Origin of the sequence: Streptomyces luteireticuli, assembly GCF_041519305.1 — a bacterium.
GTDB classification, from domain to species: domain Bacteria; phylum Actinomycetota; class Actinomycetes; order Streptomycetales; family Streptomycetaceae; genus Streptomyces; species Streptomyces luteireticuli.
Genome location: NZ_CP167927.1, coordinates 3,786,882 through 3,808,793, shown reverse-complemented (window position 1 = coordinate 3,808,793; position 21,912 = coordinate 3,786,882). Strand labels below are relative to the sequence as shown.

18 protein-coding genes and 1 tRNA gene are annotated in these 21,912 nt (G+C 73.3%); 15 read left to right on the top strand and 4 right to left on the bottom strand.

Going from position 1 to position 21,912, the window contains the following annotated elements:
• Positions 1 to 134: 134 nt before the first annotated feature.
• The 6 genes from AB8735_RS16715 to AB8735_RS16690 all read left to right on the top strand — a co-directional run bounded on the left by AB8735_RS16715 (position 135) and on the right by AB8735_RS16690 (position 5,758).
• Entirely contained in the window at positions 135 to 1,181 is a 1,047-nt protein-coding gene (locus AB8735_RS16715; RefSeq protein WP_372408184.1) for a hypothetical protein, read from the top strand.
• Between the two features lie 96 nt (positions 1,182 to 1,277).
• Positions 1,278 to 1,351 (top strand) — tRNA-Ala (locus AB8735_RS16710).
• 124 nt (positions 1,352 to 1,475) lie between these two features.
• On the top strand, positions 1,476 to 2,396 hold the full coding sequence (locus AB8735_RS16705) for an AraC family transcriptional regulator (RefSeq protein WP_344023225.1): 921 nt from the start codon (positions 1,476 to 1,478) through the stop codon (positions 2,394 to 2,396).
• A gap of 89 nt (positions 2,397 to 2,485) precedes the next feature.
• Positions 2,486 to 2,980: a hypothetical protein gene (locus AB8735_RS16700; protein ID WP_372408182.1), complete on the top strand. Its 495-nt coding sequence runs from the start codon at positions 2,486 to 2,488 to the stop codon at positions 2,978 to 2,980.
• A gap of 382 nt (positions 2,981 to 3,362) precedes the next feature.
• Positions 3,363 to 4,205, top strand: coding sequence for a putative RNA methyltransferase (locus tag AB8735_RS16695; protein ID WP_372408180.1), 843 nt, complete (start codon positions 3,363 to 3,365; stop codon positions 4,203 to 4,205).
• Between the two features lie 113 nt (positions 4,206 to 4,318).
• On the top strand, positions 4,319 to 5,758 hold the full coding sequence (locus AB8735_RS16690) for a hypothetical protein (RefSeq protein WP_372408179.1): 1,440 nt from the start codon (positions 4,319 to 4,321) through the stop codon (positions 5,756 to 5,758).
• Positions 5,759 to 5,809: 51 nt separating this feature from the next.
• Here the strand turns inward: AB8735_RS16690 and AB8735_RS16685 are convergent, their stop codons facing one another.
• On the bottom strand, positions 5,810 to 7,990 hold the full coding sequence (locus tag AB8735_RS16685) for an alpha-N-acetylglucosaminidase (RefSeq protein ID WP_372408178.1): 2,181 nt from the start codon (positions 7,988 to 7,990) through the stop codon (positions 5,810 to 5,812).
• 190 nt (positions 7,991 to 8,180) lie between these two features.
• On the opposite strand from AB8735_RS16685, the gene AB8735_RS16680 reads away from it, so the two are divergent.
• Both AB8735_RS16680 and AB8735_RS16675 read left to right on the top strand, forming a co-directional pair.
• Entirely contained in the window at positions 8,181 to 8,627 is a 447-nt protein-coding gene (locus AB8735_RS16680) for a hypothetical protein (RefSeq protein WP_372408177.1), read from the top strand.
• 33 nt (positions 8,628 to 8,660) lie between these two features.
• Entirely contained in the window at positions 8,661 to 9,902 is a 1,242-nt protein-coding gene (locus tag AB8735_RS16675) for an ATP-binding protein (protein WP_372408176.1), read from the top strand.
• Here the strand turns inward: AB8735_RS16675 and AB8735_RS16670 are convergent.
• The gene (locus AB8735_RS16670) at positions 9,899 to 10,384 is read right to left on the bottom strand and encodes a GNAT family N-acetyltransferase (protein ID WP_344023240.1); all 486 of its coding nucleotides are present in this window, start codon (positions 10,382 to 10,384) and stop codon (positions 9,899 to 9,901) included. The genes AB8735_RS16675 and AB8735_RS16670 overlap by 4 nt on opposite strands.
• A 67-nt stretch (positions 10,385 to 10,451) precedes the next feature.
• Between AB8735_RS16670 and AB8735_RS16665 the strand changes: the two genes are divergently transcribed.
• Positions 10,452 to 11,243, top strand: coding sequence for an exodeoxyribonuclease III (locus tag AB8735_RS16665; RefSeq protein ID WP_372408174.1), 792 nt, complete (start codon positions 10,452 to 10,454; stop codon positions 11,241 to 11,243).
• 101 nt (positions 11,244 to 11,344) lie between these two features.
• The gene (locus tag AB8735_RS16660; protein ID WP_372408172.1) at positions 11,345 to 11,716 is read left to right on the top strand and encodes a VOC family protein; all 372 of its coding nucleotides are present in this window, start codon (positions 11,345 to 11,347) and stop codon (positions 11,714 to 11,716) included.
• Here AB8735_RS16660 and AB8735_RS16655 read toward each other — a convergent pair.
• Positions 11,713 to 12,429 carry a MerR family transcriptional regulator gene (locus tag AB8735_RS16655; RefSeq protein WP_372411860.1) on the bottom strand — a complete coding sequence of 239 codons (717 nt, stop codon included), beginning with the start codon at positions 12,427 to 12,429 and terminating at the stop codon, positions 11,713 to 11,715. The genes AB8735_RS16660 and AB8735_RS16655 overlap by 4 nt on opposite strands.
• A gap of 199 nt (positions 12,430 to 12,628) precedes the next feature.
• Between AB8735_RS16655 and AB8735_RS16650 the strand changes: the two genes are divergently transcribed.
• The 3 genes from AB8735_RS16650 to AB8735_RS16640 all read left to right on the top strand — a co-directional run bounded on the left by AB8735_RS16650 (position 12,629) and on the right by AB8735_RS16640 (position 15,318).
• Positions 12,629 to 14,140, top strand: a complete 1,512-nt coding sequence (locus tag AB8735_RS16650; RefSeq protein WP_372408171.1) for a flavin-containing monooxygenase — start codon at positions 12,629 to 12,631, stop codon at positions 14,138 to 14,140.
• The gene (locus AB8735_RS16645) at positions 14,137 to 15,015 is read left to right on the top strand and encodes an SDR family oxidoreductase (protein WP_372408169.1); all 879 of its coding nucleotides are present in this window, start codon (positions 14,137 to 14,139) and stop codon (positions 15,013 to 15,015) included. Before AB8735_RS16650 ends, AB8735_RS16645 begins: the two co-directional genes overlap by 4 nt.
• A 114-nt stretch (positions 15,016 to 15,129) precedes the next feature.
• A complete protein-coding gene (locus AB8735_RS16640; protein WP_344023251.1) occupies positions 15,130 to 15,318 on the top strand; it encodes a hypothetical protein in 189 nt (62 codons plus the stop codon).
• Positions 15,319 to 15,373: 55 nt separating this feature from the next.
• On the opposite strand, the gene AB8735_RS16635 is transcribed toward AB8735_RS16640, so the two are convergent.
• A complete protein-coding gene (locus tag AB8735_RS16635; protein ID WP_372408167.1) occupies positions 15,374 to 18,694 on the bottom strand; it encodes a S41 family peptidase in 3,321 nt (1,106 codons plus the stop codon).
• A gap of 136 nt (positions 18,695 to 18,830) precedes the next feature.
• Here AB8735_RS16635 and AB8735_RS16630 point away from each other — a divergent pair, with 136 nt between their 5' ends.
• On the top strand, positions 18,831 to 19,451 hold the full coding sequence (locus AB8735_RS16630) for a TetR/AcrR family transcriptional regulator (RefSeq protein ID WP_344023255.1): 621 nt from the start codon (positions 18,831 to 18,833) through the stop codon (positions 19,449 to 19,451).
• Positions 19,452 to 19,578: 127 nt separating this feature from the next.
• A complete protein-coding gene (locus AB8735_RS16625; RefSeq protein ID WP_372408165.1) occupies positions 19,579 to 21,774 on the top strand; it encodes an MMPL family transporter in 2,196 nt (731 codons plus the stop codon).
• The last annotated feature ends 138 nt before the right edge of the window (positions 21,775 to 21,912 follow it).

The following is a 21,912-nucleotide window of genomic DNA, read 5'->3' as shown; positions in this document are numbered from 1 at the left end:
TCCCGTCGAATGGCCGCCTCCGAGCGACACCGAACCGAACAATCACAAAAAAAGTTCGAGGTATGAGCCGATTCGTGCGACACACCGCGCCAATTGGCGGAATCAGCTGAGCGAGCCCCTCTACCGTGTGCAGTGTGAGCAGCAGCGGCCTGATCTACGCAGTCATCGTCGGGGCCTGGGCCGCCTACTTGGTGCCGATGTGGCTCCGTAGGCAGGACGAGCTCAACGAAGCCCGTCCGACGGAACGCTTCAGCACGGCCATCCGGCTGCTGTCCGGACGGGCGGGCATGGAGCGCCGTTACGCCAAGGAGCTCGAGGGGCGCGCCGTGTCCGGCTCCGCCGACACGTCCGCCCCGGGCCCCGAGGCGGAGGCGGAACCCCCGGCGGCCCCCGCACCGGACGCCGCGACCGACACGGTCGCCGTGCGGTCCTCCGGCGCGCCCGCGCCCGACCGGGCGTCCCAGGCGGCCGCGTCCGCCGCCTCCGCCGAGCGCGCGCGCCGTTCGAAGGTGCTCGCCCGCCGGCGCCGCACCACCGTCGTCCTCTTCCTCGCCTTCACCCTGGGCGCGGTCGTCGCGGGCGTGGGCGGGGTGGCGTTCCTGTGGGCCCCCGCCCTCCCGGCGCTGCTCCTCAGCGCGTACATCTGCTACCTGCGGATCCAGGAGCGGCGGCGGTTCGCCTTCGTCATGGACCAGCGGCGCGCCGAGCTGGCCGCCCAGCGGCTGCGCGAGGGCCGTCCCCGCCCTCAGCAGGCGGCGGACCCCGTGACCGCCGCCGCCTCCGACACCGTCCTGCAGGCGGCCCCCGCCGCTGAGCCCCCGATGCCCCCGTCCCGCAGCGCGGGCCGTCGTGCGCTCGTCGAGCAGACCGACCACGCCGAGTGGGTGGACCAGCAGCGCGACCGCGGCACGGAGGGCGAGGAGGGCTGGGAGCCGGTGCCGGTCCCGCTGCCGACGTATGTCACCGCGCCCGTCGCCCCGCGCGCCGGCGACTCGGCCGACCTCGGTGCTCCGGACACGTGGAGCGCCGCCCGTTCCAGCACCGCCGAGCCGGCCCTCGACCGCAAGCCCGCCGAGGACCGCCGCGGGGCCCGGTCGCGCCGCCGCCCGCGCGAGCGCGGCCGCACCCCGCTCTTCGACCAGTACGCCGACGAGGACCGTCCGCGCGCGGCCAACGGCTGACGCCTCCGCCGCCCCCCCCGCGCTGACCAGCGAGGGGGCGGCAGGAGGGGATTTTCTCGTAGGCCGGTCGGGGTGCTAGAGTTTCACTCGTTGCAAGGGCCTGTGGCGCAGTCCGGTAGCGCACCTCGTTCGCATCGAGGGGGTCAGGGGTTCGAATCCCCTCAGGTCCACAACCAACGCGGGAATCCCGTCCGATCGTTTCGATCGGGCGGGATTTCTGCGTTCCCGTAGGATCCGTGGTCGGGTCCGGTGTTCCGTGCGACCGGGGGGAGCGGTGTGGACGGCCAGGTGTCCGTGAGCAGCGTCCGGAAGGCCGGTTCCGGTGAACTCGCCTTCTGCGCCCCGCATCCCCGGCTGGCGGGCCTCGTCCTCGAGTACACGGGCCAGGACTGGACGCTCGCGCGGCCGTTGGTGCGGCGGGTCATGGCACTGGAGACCGTGCTCTGCGTCATCGACTTCGAGCCGCACGTCCGCAGGGTGGGTGCCGACTCCCGGGCTCCGGAGTGGTGTTCGGTGGGCTCGCCGGTGACCGGGCCGAGGGACCGGCCGATGGCGATCGAGCAGGTCGGGCGGATGTACGGCCTGACGGTGCGGCTGACGGCGCCGGGGGCCCGGGCGTTGTTCGGCCTGCCGCTGGGCGAGATCGCCCATGCGTGTGTCGGTCTCACCGATCTGCTGGGGGCCTGTGCGCGGCGGTTGGCCGAGCGGCTTGCCGACGCCCCCGACTGGACGGCACGGTTCCGGTTGTTGGACGAGTTTCTGATCGCCCGCATCGGTGCCGGGCCGGAGCTGCCCGTGCCGGTCCGGCGGGCCTGGCAGCGGCTGACGGCCCTCTCGGGCGATGTGCGCATCGGCGCGCTCGCGGAGGAAGTGGGCTGGTCGCGGCAGCACTTGAACGCCCGGTTCCGGCAGGAGATCGGGCTGTCCCCCAAGACCGTGGCCCGTATCGCCCGGCTGCAGAGGGCCATGTTCCTCATGTGCGGCACGGGGCTTTCCTCCTGGGCCGAGGCCGCGACCGCGTCCGGCTACGCCGACCAGCCGCACTTCAACCGCGACTTCCGGATGCTGGCCGGCTGCACCCCCACCAGTTTCCGGGCCCTCACCGCGGAGTGGACCGGCTCGTGGGAATCCGATCGCCCCAGGACGTCGGTTCATCCCGGCCAGTTGATCGGGGCGCCCTGGTGGCAGCGGGAGGCGCCCTTCCGGGGGTGGTGAGGGGCGGCGGGCTACCCAAGCGGTTCGCCGCTCTCTACCGTGGGGGCCGTGGGATGGGAATTCCGGGGCGGCAATCGCAAGGAGGCCCTGTGGAGGCCGAGTTGACGGCGCTGGCGGCGTCGGGTGCGACGACACTGGTGGGACTGATGGTCACGGACGCCTGGTCGCAGGCCCGGGGGCGGGTGGCGCGGTTCTTCGCCCGTGGCGCGGACGGTGGCGGCGACGGCGGCGACGGCGGTGACGACGTGACGGTGGTGGACGGCGAGCTCCGGCGCGATGCGGAGGAACTGGCCGCCGGGGCGGGGGAGGACGGTCCCTCCGCGGACGCGGCCGTGGCTGTGATCGAGGAGCGGTGGCGGGAGCGGTTGCGGGTGGCGCTCCGCGCGGATCCGGGGGCCGCGGACGAGCTGCGGCAGTTGCTTGCCGAGCTGGATCCGGGGGGTCGGGGGGAGAGTGCGCCGCGGGTGCACAACAGTGTCACTGGCGGGACGCAGTACGGGCCGGTGATTCAGGGGGAGAGGTTTTCGGGGTTGACGTTCGACATGCGGGGAGTGGTGCCGCCGGGGTCTTCGCCGGAGCGGTGAGGGGGGGGAGGGGGTTTTCTCCCCGCCCCGCCCTTTCACCGTTTCTTCCGGGGGCTCCGCCCCCTCGGCCCGCCCACCGCGCTGCCGCGCGGTGGGCGGGGGCTGCGCCCCCTGCACCCCTGCTTTCGGGGCTTCGCCCCTGGCCCCCGTTGTCGCGGCTCCGCCGCTCGTCCTCAAGCGCCGGACGGGCTATTTCAGCCCGTCCGGCGTCTCCCCGGGAAACGGTGAAAGGGCGGGCCGGGGAGAGGAACCCTCGGCTCACCAGCCGTCCCATCGGCCCGTGTTAGCCTCGGGAGCACCGTATTTGCCGGCTGTCCTCATGTCTCTCACCGCTGAAGCCGGGACCCGGTCCCGAAACCGTTTGCGCGGAGGACTCCAGCCCATGCCCGTCACCCGGCTCCTCGATGTCCTGACGTGCCCCCTCTGCGGAGAGCGGCTCTCCCTGGACGGCGGGGCGCTCCGCTGCCCCGCGCGGCACTCGTTCGACATCGCGCGTCAGGGGTACGTCGGGCTGCTGACCGGCAACATGAAGGCCGGTACGGCGGATTCCGCCGACATGGTGCGGGCCAGGACCGCGTTCCTCGGGGGCGGGCACTACGATCCGCTCGCGCGGGAGCTGGCCCGGGTCGTCGAAGGGCTCGGCGTCGGTGACGGGACCGTGCTCGACGCCGGTGCCGGTACCGGGCACTACCTGGCCGCCGTTCTCGACGCGCTGCCCGGCGCCGTCGGGCTGGGGCTGGACGCGTCCAAGTTCGCGCTGCGGCAGGCGGCCCGGTGTCATCCGAGGGCCTGGGCCGCGACGTGGGACGTCTGGCGGCGGTTGCCGGTGCGGAGTGGGTCGGTGGATGTCGTGCTCAATGTTTTTGCGCCTCGTAATGGGGAGGAGTTTCATCGGGTGCTGCGTCCTGGCCGCGGGGCGCTCGTCGTCGTCACGCCGACCCCGGCGCACCTGGTTGAACTCCGCGGTCCGCTCGGCCTGCTGGGGGTGGACTCCGCCAAGGAGGACCGGCTGGAGCGCACGCTCGGCGGGCGCTTCCGGGCCGAGGGGCGGTCTGCGCAGGAGTACACCGTCGAGCTCACGGCCGGGGACGTGGAGCAGCTCGTGCTCATGGGGCCGAGTGCGCGGCACATTTCGGTGGAGGAACTCCGGGAGCGCATCGGGGCGCTGGAGCTGCCGGTCCGGACCACGGTCTCGTGTGTGATCTCCGTTCATCGGGCCCTGTGACGCAGATCATTCCGTCCGGGTCATCGGATGGATCTTTGGGTCGTGGCGTGCATGACAGGATCATGCGGATCTTTACCTGCAAGTAACCCGCAGTCCGCCCCCGAGGATTCATCTTGCGCAAGCCTTACACGAGAGTGCTCTTCCCTGCCCTGACGGCCATATCCCTGGCCGTCACCGGGTGTTCGGCGTCCGGATCGGACCGGGCGAAGGACGCGGAGCCGGCCTCCGCGCCGTCCGCCGCCGCCTCCTCCGAGGCGCCCCAGGAGATGGCCGTCGCGGCCGCGCCGATGGGCGTCGCCGCCGCGCCCGCCGACGGGAGTGCCGTGCCCAGCGCGGTGGCGAGCCCGTCGTCCGCCGCGCCGCACCGGCAGCAGGCGCACAAGTCGGCGCTGAGGGTCGCCTCGTACGACCGGAAGAGCGGAACGGCCGTGCTGGCGACGGCTGCTGACACGAAGAAGCCGGGCGGCGGGAGCACGCCGTCCGCCGCCCCCGCCAAGTCCGTGGCCGTGGGTGACGTCTTCGCCAGTGCGCCCGCGCCCGGTGCCCCGAACGGCGTCCTCGCCAAGGTCACCAAGGTCGAGGGCCGGACCGCCAAGGGCACGAAGGTCCGTACCGAGCCGGCGACGCTCCCCGCGCTGCTCGGCGACGCGAAGGCGGGCGGCAAGGTCGCCGTCGACCCGTCGGCGGTCGCGGTCAAGCCGCTGGTCCCCGGAGTGAAGGTGTCCTGGGCGAAGCGGGGCGACCTGCACTTCGGGCCGCAGGGCGCGAAGCTGCCGCTGGGCAGCCTGCGGGTGGACGTGGGGACGGCCATCGCGACGGCGAAGGGCGCCCCGGCGTCCGCGAAGGCGTCCGTGAACGGCTTCGTGCAGCTGGCGCCGGAGGTCGACTTCGGGTACGACGGGCGCGGGACGGACGGGCGCGCGCCCGGTACGGCGTCACTGTCGCTGGCCGGCGACTGGAAGGCGGCGTGGGAGCTGAAGGGGCAGGCCGCCGCGTCGACCGAGGACGGCAAGCCGCTGCGGCTGCCGTTCGCGAAGCTGCACGCGACGCCGGTCATCCAGGTCGGCCCGGTGCCGGTCGTCGTCAACGCGGACCTGACCTGCTACCTCCAGGTCGACGGCGACGGGAAGATCACCGTCGATGTGAAGCAGGACGTCAAGGGCGGCTTCAAGGTCGGCGGTTCCTACAGCCGGGCGAAGGGCTGGGAGCCGGTGAGCCAGGCGGATCTGAAGGGTTCGCCGGTCAAGGCGTCCGCCTCGGCGGGTGGCAAGGTCAAGGCCGCGCTGGGTGCGGAGGCGGCGGTCGGGCTGTACGGGACCGTGGGCGTGACGGGGAATCTGTCGCCGTATCTGCGGGCCGAGGGCGAGGTGAAGGGCGACATCTCCAGCGACGGGAAGAAGTCGCTGAAGGGGAAGTGGGGGGCGTTCGGGGGCGTCGACCTGAACGGTGCGCTGCAGTTGCAGCTGAAGATCTTCGGGACCCCGATATTCGAGCGGCGGATGCCGCTGCCGGGGCTGCACCGGGAGTGGAAGCTGGCGGGTTCGCGGGCGTAGGGCCGCGGGCGCCGGACGGGTCGGCACGGACCGGCCCGTCCGGCGATGGCCTCACAGCCGTTCGGCCACCCGGCGCGCCACCTCCACCACGTCCCCCCGCGGCTTCGCCGGGTACGCGGGGCGGCGGCGCGTCCAGCCGTCCTCCAGCGCGAACCAGTCGACCGGCTTCGGCTTGCGGCCCGCTCCCAACGCCGCCTCCAGCTCCGCGAAGTACGTGGTCCAGCGCAGCCGGTACAGACCGCCGACCAGGCCCGACCACTCCCGGTTCGCGTAGTCGTGCAGCTTGCCGCCGTCCGCCGACGGGCGCGGTCCCCAGACGGTCAGGAGCGAGACCGCGTCGTGCTCCAGCCGGTCGCGTTCCGCCGGGGTGGCGCCCCAGGCCCGCGCCTCGGCGACCCACCGTCCGAGCAGATGGCGTTCGTCCGTGGCGACGAGTTCCTCCATGAGGTCCATCAAGTCGAGCCACGACCGCGTCAGTTCGCGGAAGCGGGGGGCGTCCTCCGCCTCGTACGCCGCCTTGATCCGCGGCAGTGTCACCCGGCTCCGGTTCGCCAGGCACTGCCGCGCCACGTCCAGCAGGTCGTACCGGTACGCCGAACTGCGCCGCAGCGCCGGGGCGACCGCCAAGAGCGCCGGCAGCGCCTCCTCGAACTCCTCGGCGTCGTAGCGGAGTTTGCGCGGCGACCACGCGCCGCCCCGGTTGACGGCCAGGTCCGGCCGCGCCCCGAACAGCCCGTCCGCCGCCTCGCTCCACCCGTCCGCGCGCGTCGTCCCGTACGCCGTCCGCCGCAGCACGTCCCACGCCCGGGACGCCGAGCGGTCGGCGGCGCCGTAGCGCTGCACCGGCCAGCGGGCGAACCAGTCCTCCAGGTCCACCGGCCCGTCCGTCCACGCGAGGTCGGAGAAGAGCGCGAGTCCCGCCGGGTTGTTGTCCGCGGACTCCGGCATCAGCGCGATGCCGCTCAGGGCGCTGCCCCGCTTGGTGCGCCAGCGGTGGTAGAGGGAGGCCCAGTCGCGGGTGTTGGCGCCGAGCGCCGTGTGCCCGCCGAAGTTCCAGATGGTGCCGAAGGCGTACGGGGTGCCGGCCCAGTCCTTCTCGCGGTCGGTCACGTGCGGGTAGTGGTCGGGGATGCCGTCCAGGATGAGCATCCTCGACCGGTCGGCGGCGTCGAGGATCTCGCGGCGGGGGTTGTTCTGCCAGCCCAGGACCGCCCATACGGCGTCCGGGTGCGCGGTGCGCAGCGCTTTCTCCACGGCGCGGGCCGCGGCGCCGACGGGGACGGGGCCGGGGGTGCCGCCCTCGTGCAGGAGGTCCATCTTGTACATGGACGTCGCGCCGAGGAGCTCCCGCTGCACGCGGTAGAAGGTGCGGGCGACGCGGGTGAAGTGCGGGGTGCGCGGGTCGAGCCAGTCGGGTCTCGGGAAGCCGGCCCAGTCGCCCTGGGGGACGGTCCGGGCGCCGTCGTGGCGGTCGGCGAAGCCGGGCGGCACGGTGCCGTAGTAGCCGGGGAGCACCGGGGTCATGCCCAGCTCGCGCAGCCGGCGGACGATGCGCCGGGCGAGGGCGGCCCGGCGGTCGAGGAGGGCCTGCGACACCGGGCCGCCGAAGGCGCTCATGTTCTGCATCAGCCACCAGGGCTGATGGGCCGGACCCGGAACCCAGGCGCGCACTTCCGCGTCCGAGTAACCGTGTTCGACGAACGTTCGCCGGTAGACCGCGTCGGCCCCCGCGTAGACGAGCACTTCGTTGAAGCCGTGCAGGGCCAGGACGTCGATCTCGCGTTCCCAGTAGTCCCAGTCGCGGTAGGGGCCGGTGTAGCCGTCGTTGGTGTCGTTGAGCGCGAAGCGGTGGCGGACGTTGGCGGTCGCGGCGAGGGCGCGGCCGGCGGCCGGGAGGGCGGCCGGCAGGTCGGTCCGCTCGCCGGCCCAGGAGAAGTGCGCGTGGGCCCGCTCCCGCAGATAGCGGTGGAAGCCGGTGAGCTGGACGGCCGGAGTGGTGCCCTCGACGAGGATCCGGCCCGCCGCCCCCGAGACCCGGAAGGCGTCCGCGCCGCCCCGGCGGGGCACGGTCCTGAAGGTGACCTGCTGGTGGTGGCGGGGCAGCAGCCGGGCCAGGGCCTCGACGGCGGCACCCCCCGACGGCGTCCCGGCCGCGGCCGGGACGGTGCCCGTGGCCCCGAGGGCCGCGGAGCCCGCGAGGGCGCCGAGGATCGTGCGGCGGGCGATGTGCATGGGTGACCTCCGGAGCGGCGTCGGCTACGGGCACGGACCACTGGAGCGCCGAGATCCTATGAGCCGACGACTCACGAACGTCAAGACCGCAGGAGGCGAATCCGCCCCACCGGTAACATTTGACGCGAATGGCCCTGTACGGGGTCGCATGCCGTCGCCCGTTCGGACCGCCCCGCCCCCGAGGAACCCCGTGCCACGAACCGCCGCCGGTGTCCTCGTGGCCCTCCTCGCCGCCCTGCTCCTCGGCGGCTGCGCCGAGCCCGGCGGGATCGAGGTGAGCGGACCCGCGCCGACCCCGGCGGCGACCGGCGAACTTCCCGTCGGGATCAGCGAGGGGCCCGGCCGCCCCCTGCTGCGCCGCCCCGCGGTCCTGGAGATCGATGGTGCCGTCCGGCTGACCCGGCTGCGCTGGGAGTCCTGGGGCGGGCCGGTGGCCGAGGCGGTCGGGCAGGTGTCCGGCGCCTGGTGCGCGCCCGGCTGCCGCGGGGAGCCGCTCCGGGCCCGGGTGAGGCTCGGCGGGCTCGTGGGGCAGGATCACCGGGCGTACTACAGCCGGGCCTCCGTCACGGCCGACGGGGTCCCGGCCCGGCACCGGGCCGGACTGAGTGATCTGCGGCTCTTCGTGCCGAAGCGATAGCCGTGCGTGACAGCCGTCGAGGAGCCTTGACCCATGGGACTGAGAACGAAGATCGGTGCGGCGATCACCGTCACCGCCGCGCTGGTCGCCGTCCTCATCGGGTTCGTGGTGCACCACCGCACGGCCGTCAACCAGCTCGCCACCGCCCGCGAGATGATCACCTCCCGGCTCGCCTCCGCCGTCGAGGACCACGCCGCCGGCTTCGACCGCGCGCACACCCTCGTCAACCCCGACGGTCTGCCCGAACCCCTGCGCCGCGCCGCCGAGGACCGCAAGACGGCCACCTATCTGGACCGCGGCGGCTCCGAACCCGTCCTGTGGGCGGCCACCCGCCTCGGCGACGACGTCATCGCCCTGCGGCGCCCCTACACCCGCGAGACCCGCAACATCCAGGACCTCGACGACGTCCTGTGGACGGCCGGCGCGCTGGGCACCGCCTTCTCCGGGATCGTCGGCGTCAGCCTCGCCGCCTTCGCCGGGCGCCGCATCGACGCCTCCGCCCGCACCGCCGAGCGCATCGCCGAGGGCGACCTGACGGCACGGCTGCGCCCGCGCGGCGGCAAGGACGAGATCGCCCGGCTCACCGTCGCCGTCAACCGCATGGCCGACGCGCTCGCCGCCCGCCTCCAGGCCGAGCGCGAGGTGACCGCCAACATCGCGCACGAACTGCGCACCCCCGTCGCCGGGTTGGTCGCCGCCGCCGCCCTGCTGCCGTCCGGCCGCCCCGCCGAGATGGTCCAGGAACGGGCCCGGCGCGTACGGACCCTGGTCGAGGATGTCCTGGAGGTGGCCCGGCTGGACGCGGACGCCGAGCGGGCCGACACCGAGGTACGGGCGCTGGGCGACCTGGCCCGCCGGGCCGTCGCCGCGGTCACCGCCGCGGTCACCGCCGCGGGCGGGCCCGGCCGGACCCCGGCCGAGGTCCGGGTGGTGTGCGACGGCCTCGTCGAGACCGACCCGCGGCGCGTCGAGCGGATACTGACCAACCTGGTCACCAACGCGTTCCGGCACGGCGCCGGGCCGGTCGTCGCCGAGGTGGACGACGGCGTCGTCCGCGTCCGCGACCGGGGCCCCGGTTTTCCGCACCAGCTCCTGGCCCACGGCCCGCAGCGCTTCCGCACGGACTCCGGCTCCGGGCTGGGGCTCGGCCTGACGATAGCGGTCGGCCAGGCCCGGGTCCTGGGCGCCCGGCTGACCTTCGAGAACCCGGAGGGCGGCGGCGCGCAGGCGGTCCTGGACCTGCGGGACGCCGTCCGCGGCCCGGTGCCGGACTAGATCGGCAGCAGCGGCTTCGCGTAGCAGCGGCAGCCGGCGTGGAACCGGTAGATCCCGAACTTGGCCGTCGGCGCGTAGCCGGACGAGGTGTAGAGTGCGATCGCCTCCGGCTGCGCGGACCCCGTCTCCAGCACCATCCGCGTCCGCCCCGCCGCCCGCGCGTCCTCCTCCAGCCCGGCGAGGATCCGCCGGGCCAGCCCCAGGCCGCGCGCCCGCGGGATCACATACATGCGCTTGATCTCGGCGTCGCCCTCGGCGTACCCCTCCTCCGCGTCCTCCCAGGCGCGCCAGCCGCCCGTGGCCACGGGTGCGCCGCCGTCCTCGTAGGCGATGAGATAAAGGCCACGCGGCGGGGCGAAGTGGGCCGGTTCCAGCGGGGTGAGATCGCCGTCGTCGTCGTAGCGGCGGCGGTACTCCTCCTGCACCTCGTCGTTGAGTTTCACGGCGTCCGGGTGGTCGAAGGCGACGGGCAGTATCCGCATCCCGGGATCGTAAGGGCGGCCGGACCGGGCGCGACAGGGCCGTTCCGGAAGTCGGTATCGTGCCGGAATGCTCACTGTGACGTCCGTGAATGTGAACGGCCTGCGCGCCGCGGCCAAGAAGGGTTTCGTGGAGTGGCTGGCGGCCACCGGGGCCGACGTGGTCTGCCTCCAGGAGGTCCGCGCCGAGCCCCACCAGCTCCCCGACGAGGTCCGCGAGCCCGAGGGGTGGCACGTGGTGCACGCCCCGGCGGCGGCCAAGGGCCGGGCGGGCGTCTCCGTCTACTCCCGCCGCGGGCCGGACGCCGTCCGCATCGGCTTCGGCTCGGCCGAGTTCGACGGCAGCGGCCGCTACGTCGAGATCGACCTGCCCGGCGTCACGGTCGCCAGCCTCTACCTCCCCTCCGGCGAGGTCGGCACGGAGCGCCAGGACGAGAAGGAACGCTTCATGGCCGAGTTCCTCCCGTACCTGGTCGCCCTGAAGGCGCGGGCGGCGGCGGAGGGCCGCGAGGTCGCGGTCTGCGGCGACTGGAACATCGCCCACCAGGAGGCCGACCTCAAGAACTGGAAGGCCAACCGCAAGAGCGCGGGCTTCCTCCCCGAGGAGCGGGCCTGGCTGACGAAGGTCTTCGAGGAGTACGTGGACGTCGTCCGCGCCCTCCACCCCGACGTCGCCGGCCCGTACTCGTGGTGGTCCTACCGCGGCCGCGCCTTCGACAACGACTCCGGCTGGCGCATCGACTATGTCGTCTGCTCGCCCGGGCTGGCGGAGCGGGCGCGGAAGGCGGTCGTCGAGCGGGCGGCGTCGCACGCGGAGCGGTGGAGCGACCACGCGCCGGTGACGGTCGTCTTCGAGCGCTGACGCCGCCGGGGGCGTTTCCAACTGCCGTCCGGGACGCCCCCCTTCACCGTCCGGCCGGAATCGGTCCTCGACCCGGGTCCTCCGCCGTGCCACGATCAAGGATGCCCATCGAGCTGAACCACACCATCGTCCACTCCCGCGACAAGCACGCCGCCGCCGCGTTCGTCGCGGGTCTCCTCGGACTCGAAACCGGCCCGGAGGTGGGGCCGTTCGTCGCCCTGCGCCTGGCCAACGGCGTCACGCTCGACTTCATGACCAGCCCGCATCCGGCCATAGCCGAGCAGCACTACGCCTTCCTCGTCCCGGAGGCGGAGTTCGACGCGATCCTCCGGCGCATAGAGGAGGCGGGGGTGACCCACTACTCCGGGCCCCGTCTCGACGACCCCGGTGCCGTCAACCACCACAACGGCGGCCGCGGCACGTACTTCAGGAGTCCGGACGGGCACGTCCTGGAAATCCTGACCGTCTCCTAGTCACCCAGCCAGGCGCGCAGTTCCGCCCGTATGCGGCGGTCCATCGCCAGGGCGACCTCCGCCTCCACCACCGTGTGGGCCACCGGGCGGAGCCGGTCCAGGGTGCGGGCCATCCGGTCGACGTCCTCGGACGACGGGGGTTCGCCCTCCGCCGCCCCCGCCGGGATGTCCGTCAGCACGTGTTCCCGGAACAGGGCGGCGAACGTGGCGGCCAGCGCGTCCGCGTGGGCGCGGATCTCGCGGCCGGCGGCCAGCATCACGGGCAGGGGGACGCCCTCGCGGACGAGCTTCCTGGACACGTCCAGCAGCCGCCGGCTGACGTGCACCAACTCCTCGCCGTCCACGGCGAGATAGCCGATGTCCAGGGAAGCGGCCAGGTTCTCCGCCGTGGCCTCGCCCGAGAAGTGGTCGAGGAGCTCCTCCGGCGACAGCCGGACCAGGGTCTCGCGGGACCACGGGGCCGCGAACGGGTCGCCCAGGCCGAGGAGTTCGGCGACGCCGCGCCCGCCCTCGAAGGCGGCGATCAGCTCGGCGATGCCGCCGAGGGTGTGCCCGCGCTCCAGCAGCGCCGCGATCGTGCGCAGCCGTGCGAGGTGGTGGTCGTCGTACCAGGCGATGCGCCCCGCGCGGCGGGGCGGGGGTATGAGCCTGCGTTCGCGGTAGTAGCGCAGGGTGCGGACGGTGATGCCGGCCGCCTCGGCCAGCTCGGTCATCCGGTACTCGCGCGGCGGGGTCTTCTCGTCGGTGCTCACCCGGGAAGCGTAGGCCGCCCGGACGCGTGCGACTCGCGGTAACTTCCTTGCGCAGAACCCCTACCGCCGGGTAGCGCGCTGCCCTACCCTCGCACCGTGCCAGCAATCACTGGCACAGTCCGCGGGGTGAACCGCGGGGCGATCCGGGAGGCGATGGCGCATGGCCGTTCAGGTTCGGGTGGCGGTGATCGGGTCCGGATTCGGCGGGCTGGGCGCCGCGGTGCGGCTCCGGCGCGAGGGGGTGACGGACTTCGTCGTCCTGGAGCGCGCTGGTGCGGTGGGCGGCACCTGGCGGGACAACACCTATCCGGGCTGCGCGTGCGACGTCCCCTCGCACCTTTACTCGTTCTCGTTCGCGCCGAATCCGGAGTGGCCGCGCAACTTCTCCGGGCAGCCGCACATCCGGGCGTACCTGGAGCGGGTGGCGGACACCTACGGGCTGCGGCCGCACCTGCGGCTCGACTCGGAGGTGCTGAGCGCCCGTTGGGACGCGGACGAGCTGCGCTGGGAGCTGGAGACGGCGTCGGGGACGTACCTCGCCGACGTCGTCGTCTCCGCGACCGGCCCGCTGTCGGACGCGAAGCTGCCGGACATCCCCGGTCTGGGTTCCTTCCCCGGGCCGGTCTTCCACTCCTCCCGGTGGGACCACGATGTCCAACTCCGGGGAAAGCGCGTGGCGGTGGTCGGCACCGGCGCCTCGGCCATCCAGATCGTCCCGGGCATCCAGCCGGAGGTGGAGCGGCTGACGCTCTTCCAGCGAACCCCGCCCTGGGTGGTGCCGCGCGCCGACCGGCGCATCACGGCGCCCGAGCGCTGGCTGCACTCCAAGGTGCCGCCGACGCGCGCCCTGCGCCGTGGACTGCTGTGGGGCATCCGGGAGTTGCAGACGGGGGCGTTCACCAGGAGGCCGGACCGGCTCGGCTTCGTCGAGGCGATCGCCCGGGCCCATCTGCGCCGGGGCGTCCCGGACCCGGGGCTGCGGGCCAGGCTGACGCCCGGCTACCGGATTGGCTGCAAGCGGATCCTGCTGTCCAACGACTACTACCCGGCCCTGTCCCGGCCCAATGTGGACGTGGTGACCTCGGGCCTCGCCGAGGTGCGCGGCCGGACGCTGGTCGCGGCCGACGGCACGACGGCGGAGGCGGACGTCCTCGTCTTCGGCACCGGCTTCCGGGTCACGGACATGCCGATCGCCCACCGGGTCACGGGCGCCGAGGGCCGGACGCTGGCCGAGACGTGGAAGGGCGGCATGGCGGCCCTGCGCGGGACCAGCGCGCCGGGCTTCCCCAACCTCCTCTTCATCATCGGCCCCAACACCGGGCTCGGGAACAGCTCGATGATCCTGATGATCGAGTCGCAGCTGAACTATCTGGCGGACTTCATGCGCCAGTTGGACGTGCTGGGCGGCCGGTCCGCGCTCGACGCCCGGCCGTCGGCGGCGAACGCCTGGAACCGGATGCTCCAGCGGCGCATGGAGCGCACGGTGTGGAACACGGGCGGCTGCGACAGCTGGTACCTGGACGCGGAGGGGCGCAACACGACCGTCTGGCCGGGGACGACGTCCGAGTTCCGGAAAGCGACCCGGAGGGTGGACCTCCAGGAGTACCAATTGCTCAGGAAAGTACGGGTTCCGGAGACGGCGACGGAGACGACGGCGGGAGCGGTGCGATGAGCACGGTACTTCGAGGACGGGTGGCGGTCGTCACCGGTGCGGCGCGGGGGGTGGGCGAACGTCTCGCCCGCAAGCTGTCCGCGCGCGGCGCCCGGCTGGCGCTGGTCGGGCTGGAGCCCGACGAACTGCGGCGGGTCGCGGGCTCGCTGGGGACCGAGGCCGCCCACTGGCACGCGGACGTGACGGACGCGGAGGCGATGGAGCGCGTGGCCGGGGAGGTCCGGGACCGGTTCGGCCGGGTGGACGTCGTCGTCTCCAACGCCGGGGTCGCGGCCGGCGGCCCGCTGGAGGGCTGCGACTTCGACGTGTGGCGGCGGGTGGTGGAGGTCAACCTGGTGGGCTCCGCGGCCACCGGCCGGGCCTTCCTGCCGGACCTGGTCGCGAGCCGGGGCTATCTGCTCCAGATCGCGTCCCTGGCGGCCATCCTGCCGGCGCCGCTGATGTCGGCGTACTGCGCGTCCAAGTCGGGCGTCGAGGCGTACGCGCACACGCTGCGGGCCGAGGTCGGGCACCGGGGCGTGGGCGTCGGGGTGGGCTATCTGAGCTGGACCGACACGGACATGGTGCGCGGCACCGATGAGGTCGGGCTGATGCGGGAGATGCGGCAGCGGCTGCCGTGGCCGGTCAACCGCACCTATCCGCTGGGTCCGGCGGTCGAGCGGCTCGTCGTGGGCATCGAGCGCCGCTCGGCGCATGTGTACGCCCAGGGGTGGCTCCGCGGGACGCAGCCGGTGCGCGGGCTGCTGCCGGGGCTGCTGGCGCTGGGCGCGCGGCGCGAGATGCGGCACTTCGGGGACCGGCTGGCGGCGCTGGGCGGGCGGGGGCTGGTGGGGGCCGGGGGAGCGGCGGACGAGAAGGCGCGTGCGCAGCGTTAGTGATACGCAGCGTTACTGATCGAAATGCGCGGAATGTCCCCTCGTGTGAGGCTGGTCGCGGCCCGGGCAGCGAACTCCCGGGCCCCTCACCTCACCCACGGGAGTTGAACCAGCATGGGCATCAAGGACGAGATGCAGGGCAAGGCCCAGCAGGCCAAGGAGAAGGCCCAGCAGGCCAAGCAGCAGGCGCAGCAGAAGGGCCAGCAGACGCAGGACAAGCTGCGTCAGCAGCAACAGGAGCGCCAGCAGCAACAGCAGGGCCGGCAGCAGTCGCTGGACGACATCCAGGACATCGACGAGTAGCCGATCTGCTGTGAGGGGCGCGCCGTATCTCCTGGCGCGCCCCTCTCCTGCTGTTCTACTGCTGTGCGCGCGGCGGCAGTTCGGGACGGCTGCGGTCCGGTACGCCGGAGTAGTCGGGCGGGGTCCGGGAGCCGTGCCGCTCCAGCAGGTCGAGCGCGAGCCGTACCGCGTCGTCGAGTTGCCTGTGCCGGCCCTCCGCCCAGTCGAGCGGGGTGCGGTCGACCTCGATGTCGGGCTCGACGCCGTGGTTCTCGACGGACCAGCCGTAGACGTCGAACCAGGCGGCGTTCATGGGGACGGTGATCGCGGTGCCGTCGCCGAGCCGGTGCCGGCCGGTCATCCCGATGACGCCGCCCCAGGTGCGCAGGCCGACGACGGGGCCGATGCCCTGGAGCCGGAAGGCGGCGGTGATCATGTCGCCGTCGGAGGAGGTCATCTCGTCGGCGATGGCGACGACGGGTCCGCGCGGCGCGTTGGAGGCGTAGCTCACCGGCTCCGCGTCCCGGGTGAGGTCCCAGCCGATGATGGTCCGGGTGAGCTTCTCCACCACGAGCTCGCTGATGTTGCCGCCGGCGTTGCCGCGCACGTCGACGATGAGCGCGGGCCGTGACATCTCCATCCGCAGGTCCCGGTTGAACTGGGCCCAGCCCGAGCCGCCCATGTCGGGGATGTGCAGATAGCCGCATCTGCCGTCGCTGAGCTCGCGGACGACCGCGCGGCGCTTGGCCACCCAGTCCTGGTAGCGCAGCGGCCGTTCGTCGACGAGCGGCACCACGGCGACCCGGCGGGCGTGTCCCCCGTCCTCCTCCGAGCGGAAGGTGAGTTCGACGGTGGTGCCGCCGGCGGCGGCCAGCAGCGGGTACGGGCCGGCGACCGGGTCCACCGGCCGCCCGTCGACATGGGTGAGCACGGCGCCCTCGCGGACGCCCGAACCGGCCAGCGGGGAGCGGGCCTTGGAGTCGGACGAGTCGCCGGGGAGGATGCGGCGGACCGCCCAGCCGCCGTCCTTGCGGTGGGTGAGGTTGGCGCCGAGCAGGCCGATGGCGCGCTGGTAGTGCGGCGGGCCCTCGTTGCGGCGGGCCGGGACGACATAGGCGTGGGAGGTGCCGAGCTCGCCGAGGATCTCGCGCAGCAGATCGGCGAAGTCGTCGGGGGAGGCGACGCGTTCGACCAGCGGCCGGTACTGCTCCAGCACCGCGTCCCAGTCGACGCCGCCCATGCCCGGCTCCCAGAAGTAGGCGCGCACGATGCGGCCGGCCTCCGCGTACGCCTGGCGCCACTCGGCGGCCGGGTCCACCTCGTGCAGGATGCGGCGCATGTCGATGTGGACGGTCGTGTCGAGGTCGGCCGGCTCGGTGGCGGGCACGGCCCGTAGCGCGCCGTCGTCGTTGAGGACCAGCCGGGTGGCGTCACCGCTGACCGCGAACGTGTCGAGGGAGGAGGTGAGTTCGGTGCGCCGGCCCTTGACCAGGTCGAAGTGTTCCAGCGTGGGCTTGCCCGAGGTGTCGGCGGGGTTGGCGAAGGTCTCGCCGAGCGCTCCGGAGATCGGCCAGCGCAGCCACACCAGGCCGCCGCCGTGCACCGGGTACAGGTGGGAGTACTTGGAGGCGGCGACGGGGAAGGGCGTGACCCGGCTCTCCAGGCCCTCGGTCTCCACGGTCACCGGGCCCTCCCCGTCGGCCGCGTCCAGGTCGAGCCCGCCGCCGGCCGGGCGGCCCTCGGCGGTCAGGGCGAACGGCGAGGGGGTCGCGGAGGACAGCGGGACGAGGTAGGGGCGGCAGCCGAGCGGGAACGACAGGTCGCCGGTGTGCACGTCGTAGACCGGGTCGAAGCCGCGCCAGGACAGGAAGGCGAGGTAGCGGCCGTCGCGGGTGAAGACCGGCTGCTCGTCCTCGAAGCGGCCGTCGGTGACGTCCACGACGTGCCGGTCCGCGAGCCGGGCGACCCTGATCTTCCGCAGGGAGCGGCCGACGCCCGGGTGGGACCAGGTCAGCCACGCCGAATCGGGGGAGAACGCCAGGTCGCGCACCGGTCCGTTGGCGGAGCGGACCAGTTCGCCCACCCGTCGCCCGCCACCGCCCCGGGTGGAAGCGCTTCGCGCTGCTGTGCCCGATGCCCCGTCGCCCTCCGGGGAGACATCGACGAGCAGCAGCCGCCCGTCGTGCGCGGCGACCGCCAGCAGGTTCCCGTCCGGTGACGAGAGCGTCTCCTGCACCCGGCCGAGCCGGCCCGCCGCGAGCCGTCTCGGCTCCCCGGCGTCCGCCGCGCGCGGCAGCTGGGCGATCTCGACCGCGTCCTCGCCCTCCGCGTCCGTGATGTAGGCGACCCGGCCCGTGGAGCCCAGCATCTCCGGCAGCCGCACCCGCACCCCCGGGGTGTCGGCGATGGCCCGGGCCGGGCCGTCGCGGTGGGTCAGCCAGTAGAGGCTGCCGCGCACCTGGACGGCGCTGGCCCGGCCCGTGGTGTCCACGGCCAGGCCGCCGACGTGCGCGGCGGCCTGCACCTGGTAGCGCCGCCGGCCGGCGCGCGGTCCGCCGAGGCGGACGTCGAGGCGGCGCGGGGAGGCGCCCGGGGCGAAGTCGTCCACCAGCCAGATCTCGCCCGCGCACTGGTAGACGACCCGGGTGCCGTCGGTCGAGGCGTGCCGGGCGTAGAAGTCCGCGTGGTCGGTGTGGCGGCGCAGGTCCGAGCTGTCGGGGAGGCAGGAGTAGAGGTTGCCGACGCCCTCGTGGTCGGAGAGGAAGACGATCCGGCCGCCGGCGAACATCACCGAGTCCAGGTGTCCGCGCAGGTCGGGGACCAGCCGGGTGCCGCCCTGGAGCCACAGCCGGCCGGTGGCCCCGCCCCGGTAGCGCTTCCACGAGGCGGGCTCGTGCGGTGGCTTGCCGGCCAGCATCAGCGTCTCGCCCGGGGCGTCGCCCGTGCCGCGCATCGCGATGTCGGAGACCGGGCCCCAGGGCAGCCGGCCGCCGGGGGAGCCGTCGGTGGGCAGCCGGTAGGCCCAGGAGAAGTAGGAGAAGGGCTGGCCGTGCGAGGAGACGGCCAGGATGTCGCTCCGGCCCTCGTGGTCCGGCGGCGTCCAGCCGCAGACCCGTGCGTCGCTGCTGCCCCAGTAGGTCAGCCGGCGGGCGGGGCCGCCGTCCACCGGGACGAGGTGCACCTCGGGGTCGAGGCTGCGCCAGTTGGTGAAGGCGATCTCCCGGCCGTCCGGGGAGAAGCGGGGGTGCCCGGCCCGCGTCCGGTCGACGGTCAGCCGCCAGGCGCGGCCCTCCGCGCCGCCGGGGCCGGGGAGGGGGGAGAGCCACAGGTCGTCCTCGGCGACGAAGCAGAGCTGATCGCCGTGCACATGCGGGTACCGGAGATAGGCATCGCTCACCGTTTCATGGTTTCGAGTGCGGTATGTCCCGGCAACCCGGGCCGTGACCGATGCCACATCGAAACGGTCCCGTTTCGCTCTCGTGTCCGCTTACGCTCGAACTGTACGAAACCGTTTCGTTCGATGGGCATACCTCATGACTGCGGAATCCTCGCCGGACTCCTCACCGGCGGACTCACCGTCGCCCCGCCGCACCCGGCTCACCCCCGAGCGCGCGGCCGAGCTCTACGAAGCCGTCATCGACCTGCTGTGCGAGGTCGGCTACGAGAGCCTGACGATGGACGCCGTCGCGGCCCGCACCCGGTCCAGCAAGGCCACCCTCTACCGCCAGTGGAAGGGCAAGCCCCAGCTGGTCGCGAGCGCGCTGCGGCACCACAAGCCGATCAAGGTCGCGGACATCGACACCGGGACCCTGCGCGGCGACCTGCTGGCGCTCTCCGCCGTCGCGGACCCCGCGCGGCTGGAGCAGGACATGGCCCTCATGCGGGGGCTGGGGCACGCCGTCGCCTGCAACCCCGACCTCAACCGGGCGTTGCGCGAAGAGCTGATCGAACCCGAGATGGCCGAGATGCGAAGGCTGCTCCAGCGGGCCGTGGACCGGGGGGAACTCGACCCCGCCACCCCCGCCCTGGAGTTCGTCGCGCACATGATGATCGGCGCCGTCGTCACCCGGCCGCTGATCGAGGACCGGCCCGCGGACCCGGACTACCTCACCCGCTTCATCAACGCCGTGCTGCTCCCCGCGCTCGGCATGTGAACCCTCCGCACCCCCCGTAACCCCCCACCCAATACCAGCAGTTCCACCTGACGCACCGCTCCAGACGTCGGGCTGGTTCCCCACTGCCAGTTGCTCGTTTTCCCAACCGACGGGAGCAGAACGCCTCGTGGCCACCTTCCTCTACAAGATCGGCCGGCTCGCCTTCCGGCGCCGCTGGTACGTCGCCCTGATATGGGTGCTGCTGCTGGGCCTCGCCGGTGCCGGCGCGGCCACCGCCTCCAAGTCCACCAACGACGACTTCTCCATCCCGGGCACCGAGGCGCAGCACGCCTTCGACGTGCTCGCGGAGCGCTACCCCGGCCAGAAGGCCGACGCCGCGTCCGCGCGCATGGTCTTCCGGGCGCCGGACGGGCAGAAGATCACCGACCCGAAGAACAAGGCGGCCGTCGAGAAGACGGTCCGCGAGCTGGCCGGGCCCCAGGTGGCCATGGCCCCCAGCCCCTTCGCGGCCAAGACGGTCAGCAAGGACGGCACCACGGCCTACACCACCGTCACCTACAAGGTGAAGTCCAACGAGCTGACGGACGCCTCGCGCGACGGGCTCGACGAGGCGCAGAAGCACGGGCAGGACACCGGGCTGAGCGTCGAGATGGGCGGCAGCGCCCTGCAGAAGATGCCCGAGGCCGGCAACACCGAGATCATCGGCATCGTCATCTCCGCGCTCGTCCTGGTGATCACCTTCGGCTCGCTGGTCGCGGCCGGACTGCCGCTGCTCACCGCGATCATCGGCGTGGGCGTCGGCATCTCCTCGATCACCGCGCTCGCCTCCACGCTGGGCCTGTCCGGCAACACCTCGACGCTGGCGATGATGATCGGCCTCGCCGTCGGCATCGACTACGCGCTGTTCATCGTCTCCCGCTACCGCGCCGAACTGGCCGAGGGCCGGGAGCGCGAGGAGGCCGCGGGCCGCGCGGTCGGCACCGCCGGATCGGCCGTCGTCTTCGCCGGCCTCACCGTCGTGATCGCGCTGGCGGGCCTCGCCGTCGTCAACATCCCGATGCTCACCAAGATGGGCATGGCCGCCGCCGGCACCGTCGTCATCGCGGTGCTCATCGCCCTCACCCTCATCCCGGCGCTGCTCGGCTTCGCGGGGAACAAGGTGCTGGCCCGCAAGGACCGCAAGGGCGTCGAGCGCGAGGACAAGCCCAACATGGGCACCCGCTGGGCCCGCTTCGTGCTGCGCCGCCCCGTCGTGGTGCTGCTGGCCGGTGTGATCGGCCTCGGCGCGCTCGCCGCCCCCGCCGCCTCCCTCCAGCTCGGCCTGCCCGACGACAGCTCGCAGCCGGTGAAGACCACGCAGCGCAAGGCGTACGACCTGATCGCCGAGGGCTTCGGCCCCGGCTTCAACGGCCCGCTGATGGTCGTCGTGGACGGGAAGGACGCCAAGGACCCGAAGAAGGCGGCGCAGACCGTCGCCAAGGCGGTCGGCGGCATGGGCGACGTGGCCGCGGTCACACCTCCGATGCCCAACAAGACCGGTGACACGGCCCTGTTCAACGTCGTGCCCAAGTCGAAGCCGAGCAGCGGGCAGACCGAGGACCTGGTCCACGCGATCCGTGACAAGGGCAGCTCCCTGAAGGCGGAGACCGGTGCGACCGTCCTCGTCACCGGCACGACGGCGATGAACATCGACGTCTCGCAGAAGCTGAACGACGCGCTGCTGCCCTACCTGGCGCTCGTCGTCGGCCTCGCCTTCCTGCTGCTGATCGTCGTCTTCCGGTCCGTGCTCGTCCCGCTCAAGGCGGCGCTCGGCTTCCTGCTCTCGGTGGTCGCCGCGCTCGGCGCCGTCGTGGCCGTCTTCCAGTGGGGCTGGCTCGGCTCGCTCTTCGGCGTCGAGGAGACCGGCCCGATCATGAGCATGATGCCGATCTTCATGGTGGGCGTCGTCTTCGGCCTCGCGATGGACTACGAGGTCTTCCTCGTGACCCGGATGCGGGAGGCGTTCGTCCACGGCGAGCGGCCCGGCGAGGCGGTCGTGACCGGCTTCCGGCACGGCGCCCGGGTCGTGACCGCCGCCGCGGTCATCATGATCAGCGTCTTCGCCGGCTTCATCGGCTCCTCGGAACCCATGATCAAGATGATCGGCTTCGGCCTGGCCGTCGCGGTCTTCTTCGACGCCTTCATCGTCCGCATGGCCATCGTCCCGGCGGTGCTCGCCCTGCTGGGCAAGGCGGCCTGGTGGCTGCCGCGCCGGCTGGACAGGGCCCTGCCCAACGTGGACGTCGAGGGCGAGGGGCTGCGGAAGCGGCTGGCGCCGCAGCCGGCGGAGAAGGACCGGGACCCCGAACCCGCCGGGGTCTGACCCGCCGTACCGTTCCCGGGCCCGCGGCCCCGCCTCCCGGACGTGGTGAAGACCACGCCCGGGAACCGCGAGCCCGGGAACGCGCGTTTTCCCTAGTCCACGGGGCATGTCGCCCGTGGCCGCGGTCGGGGGCGCGGG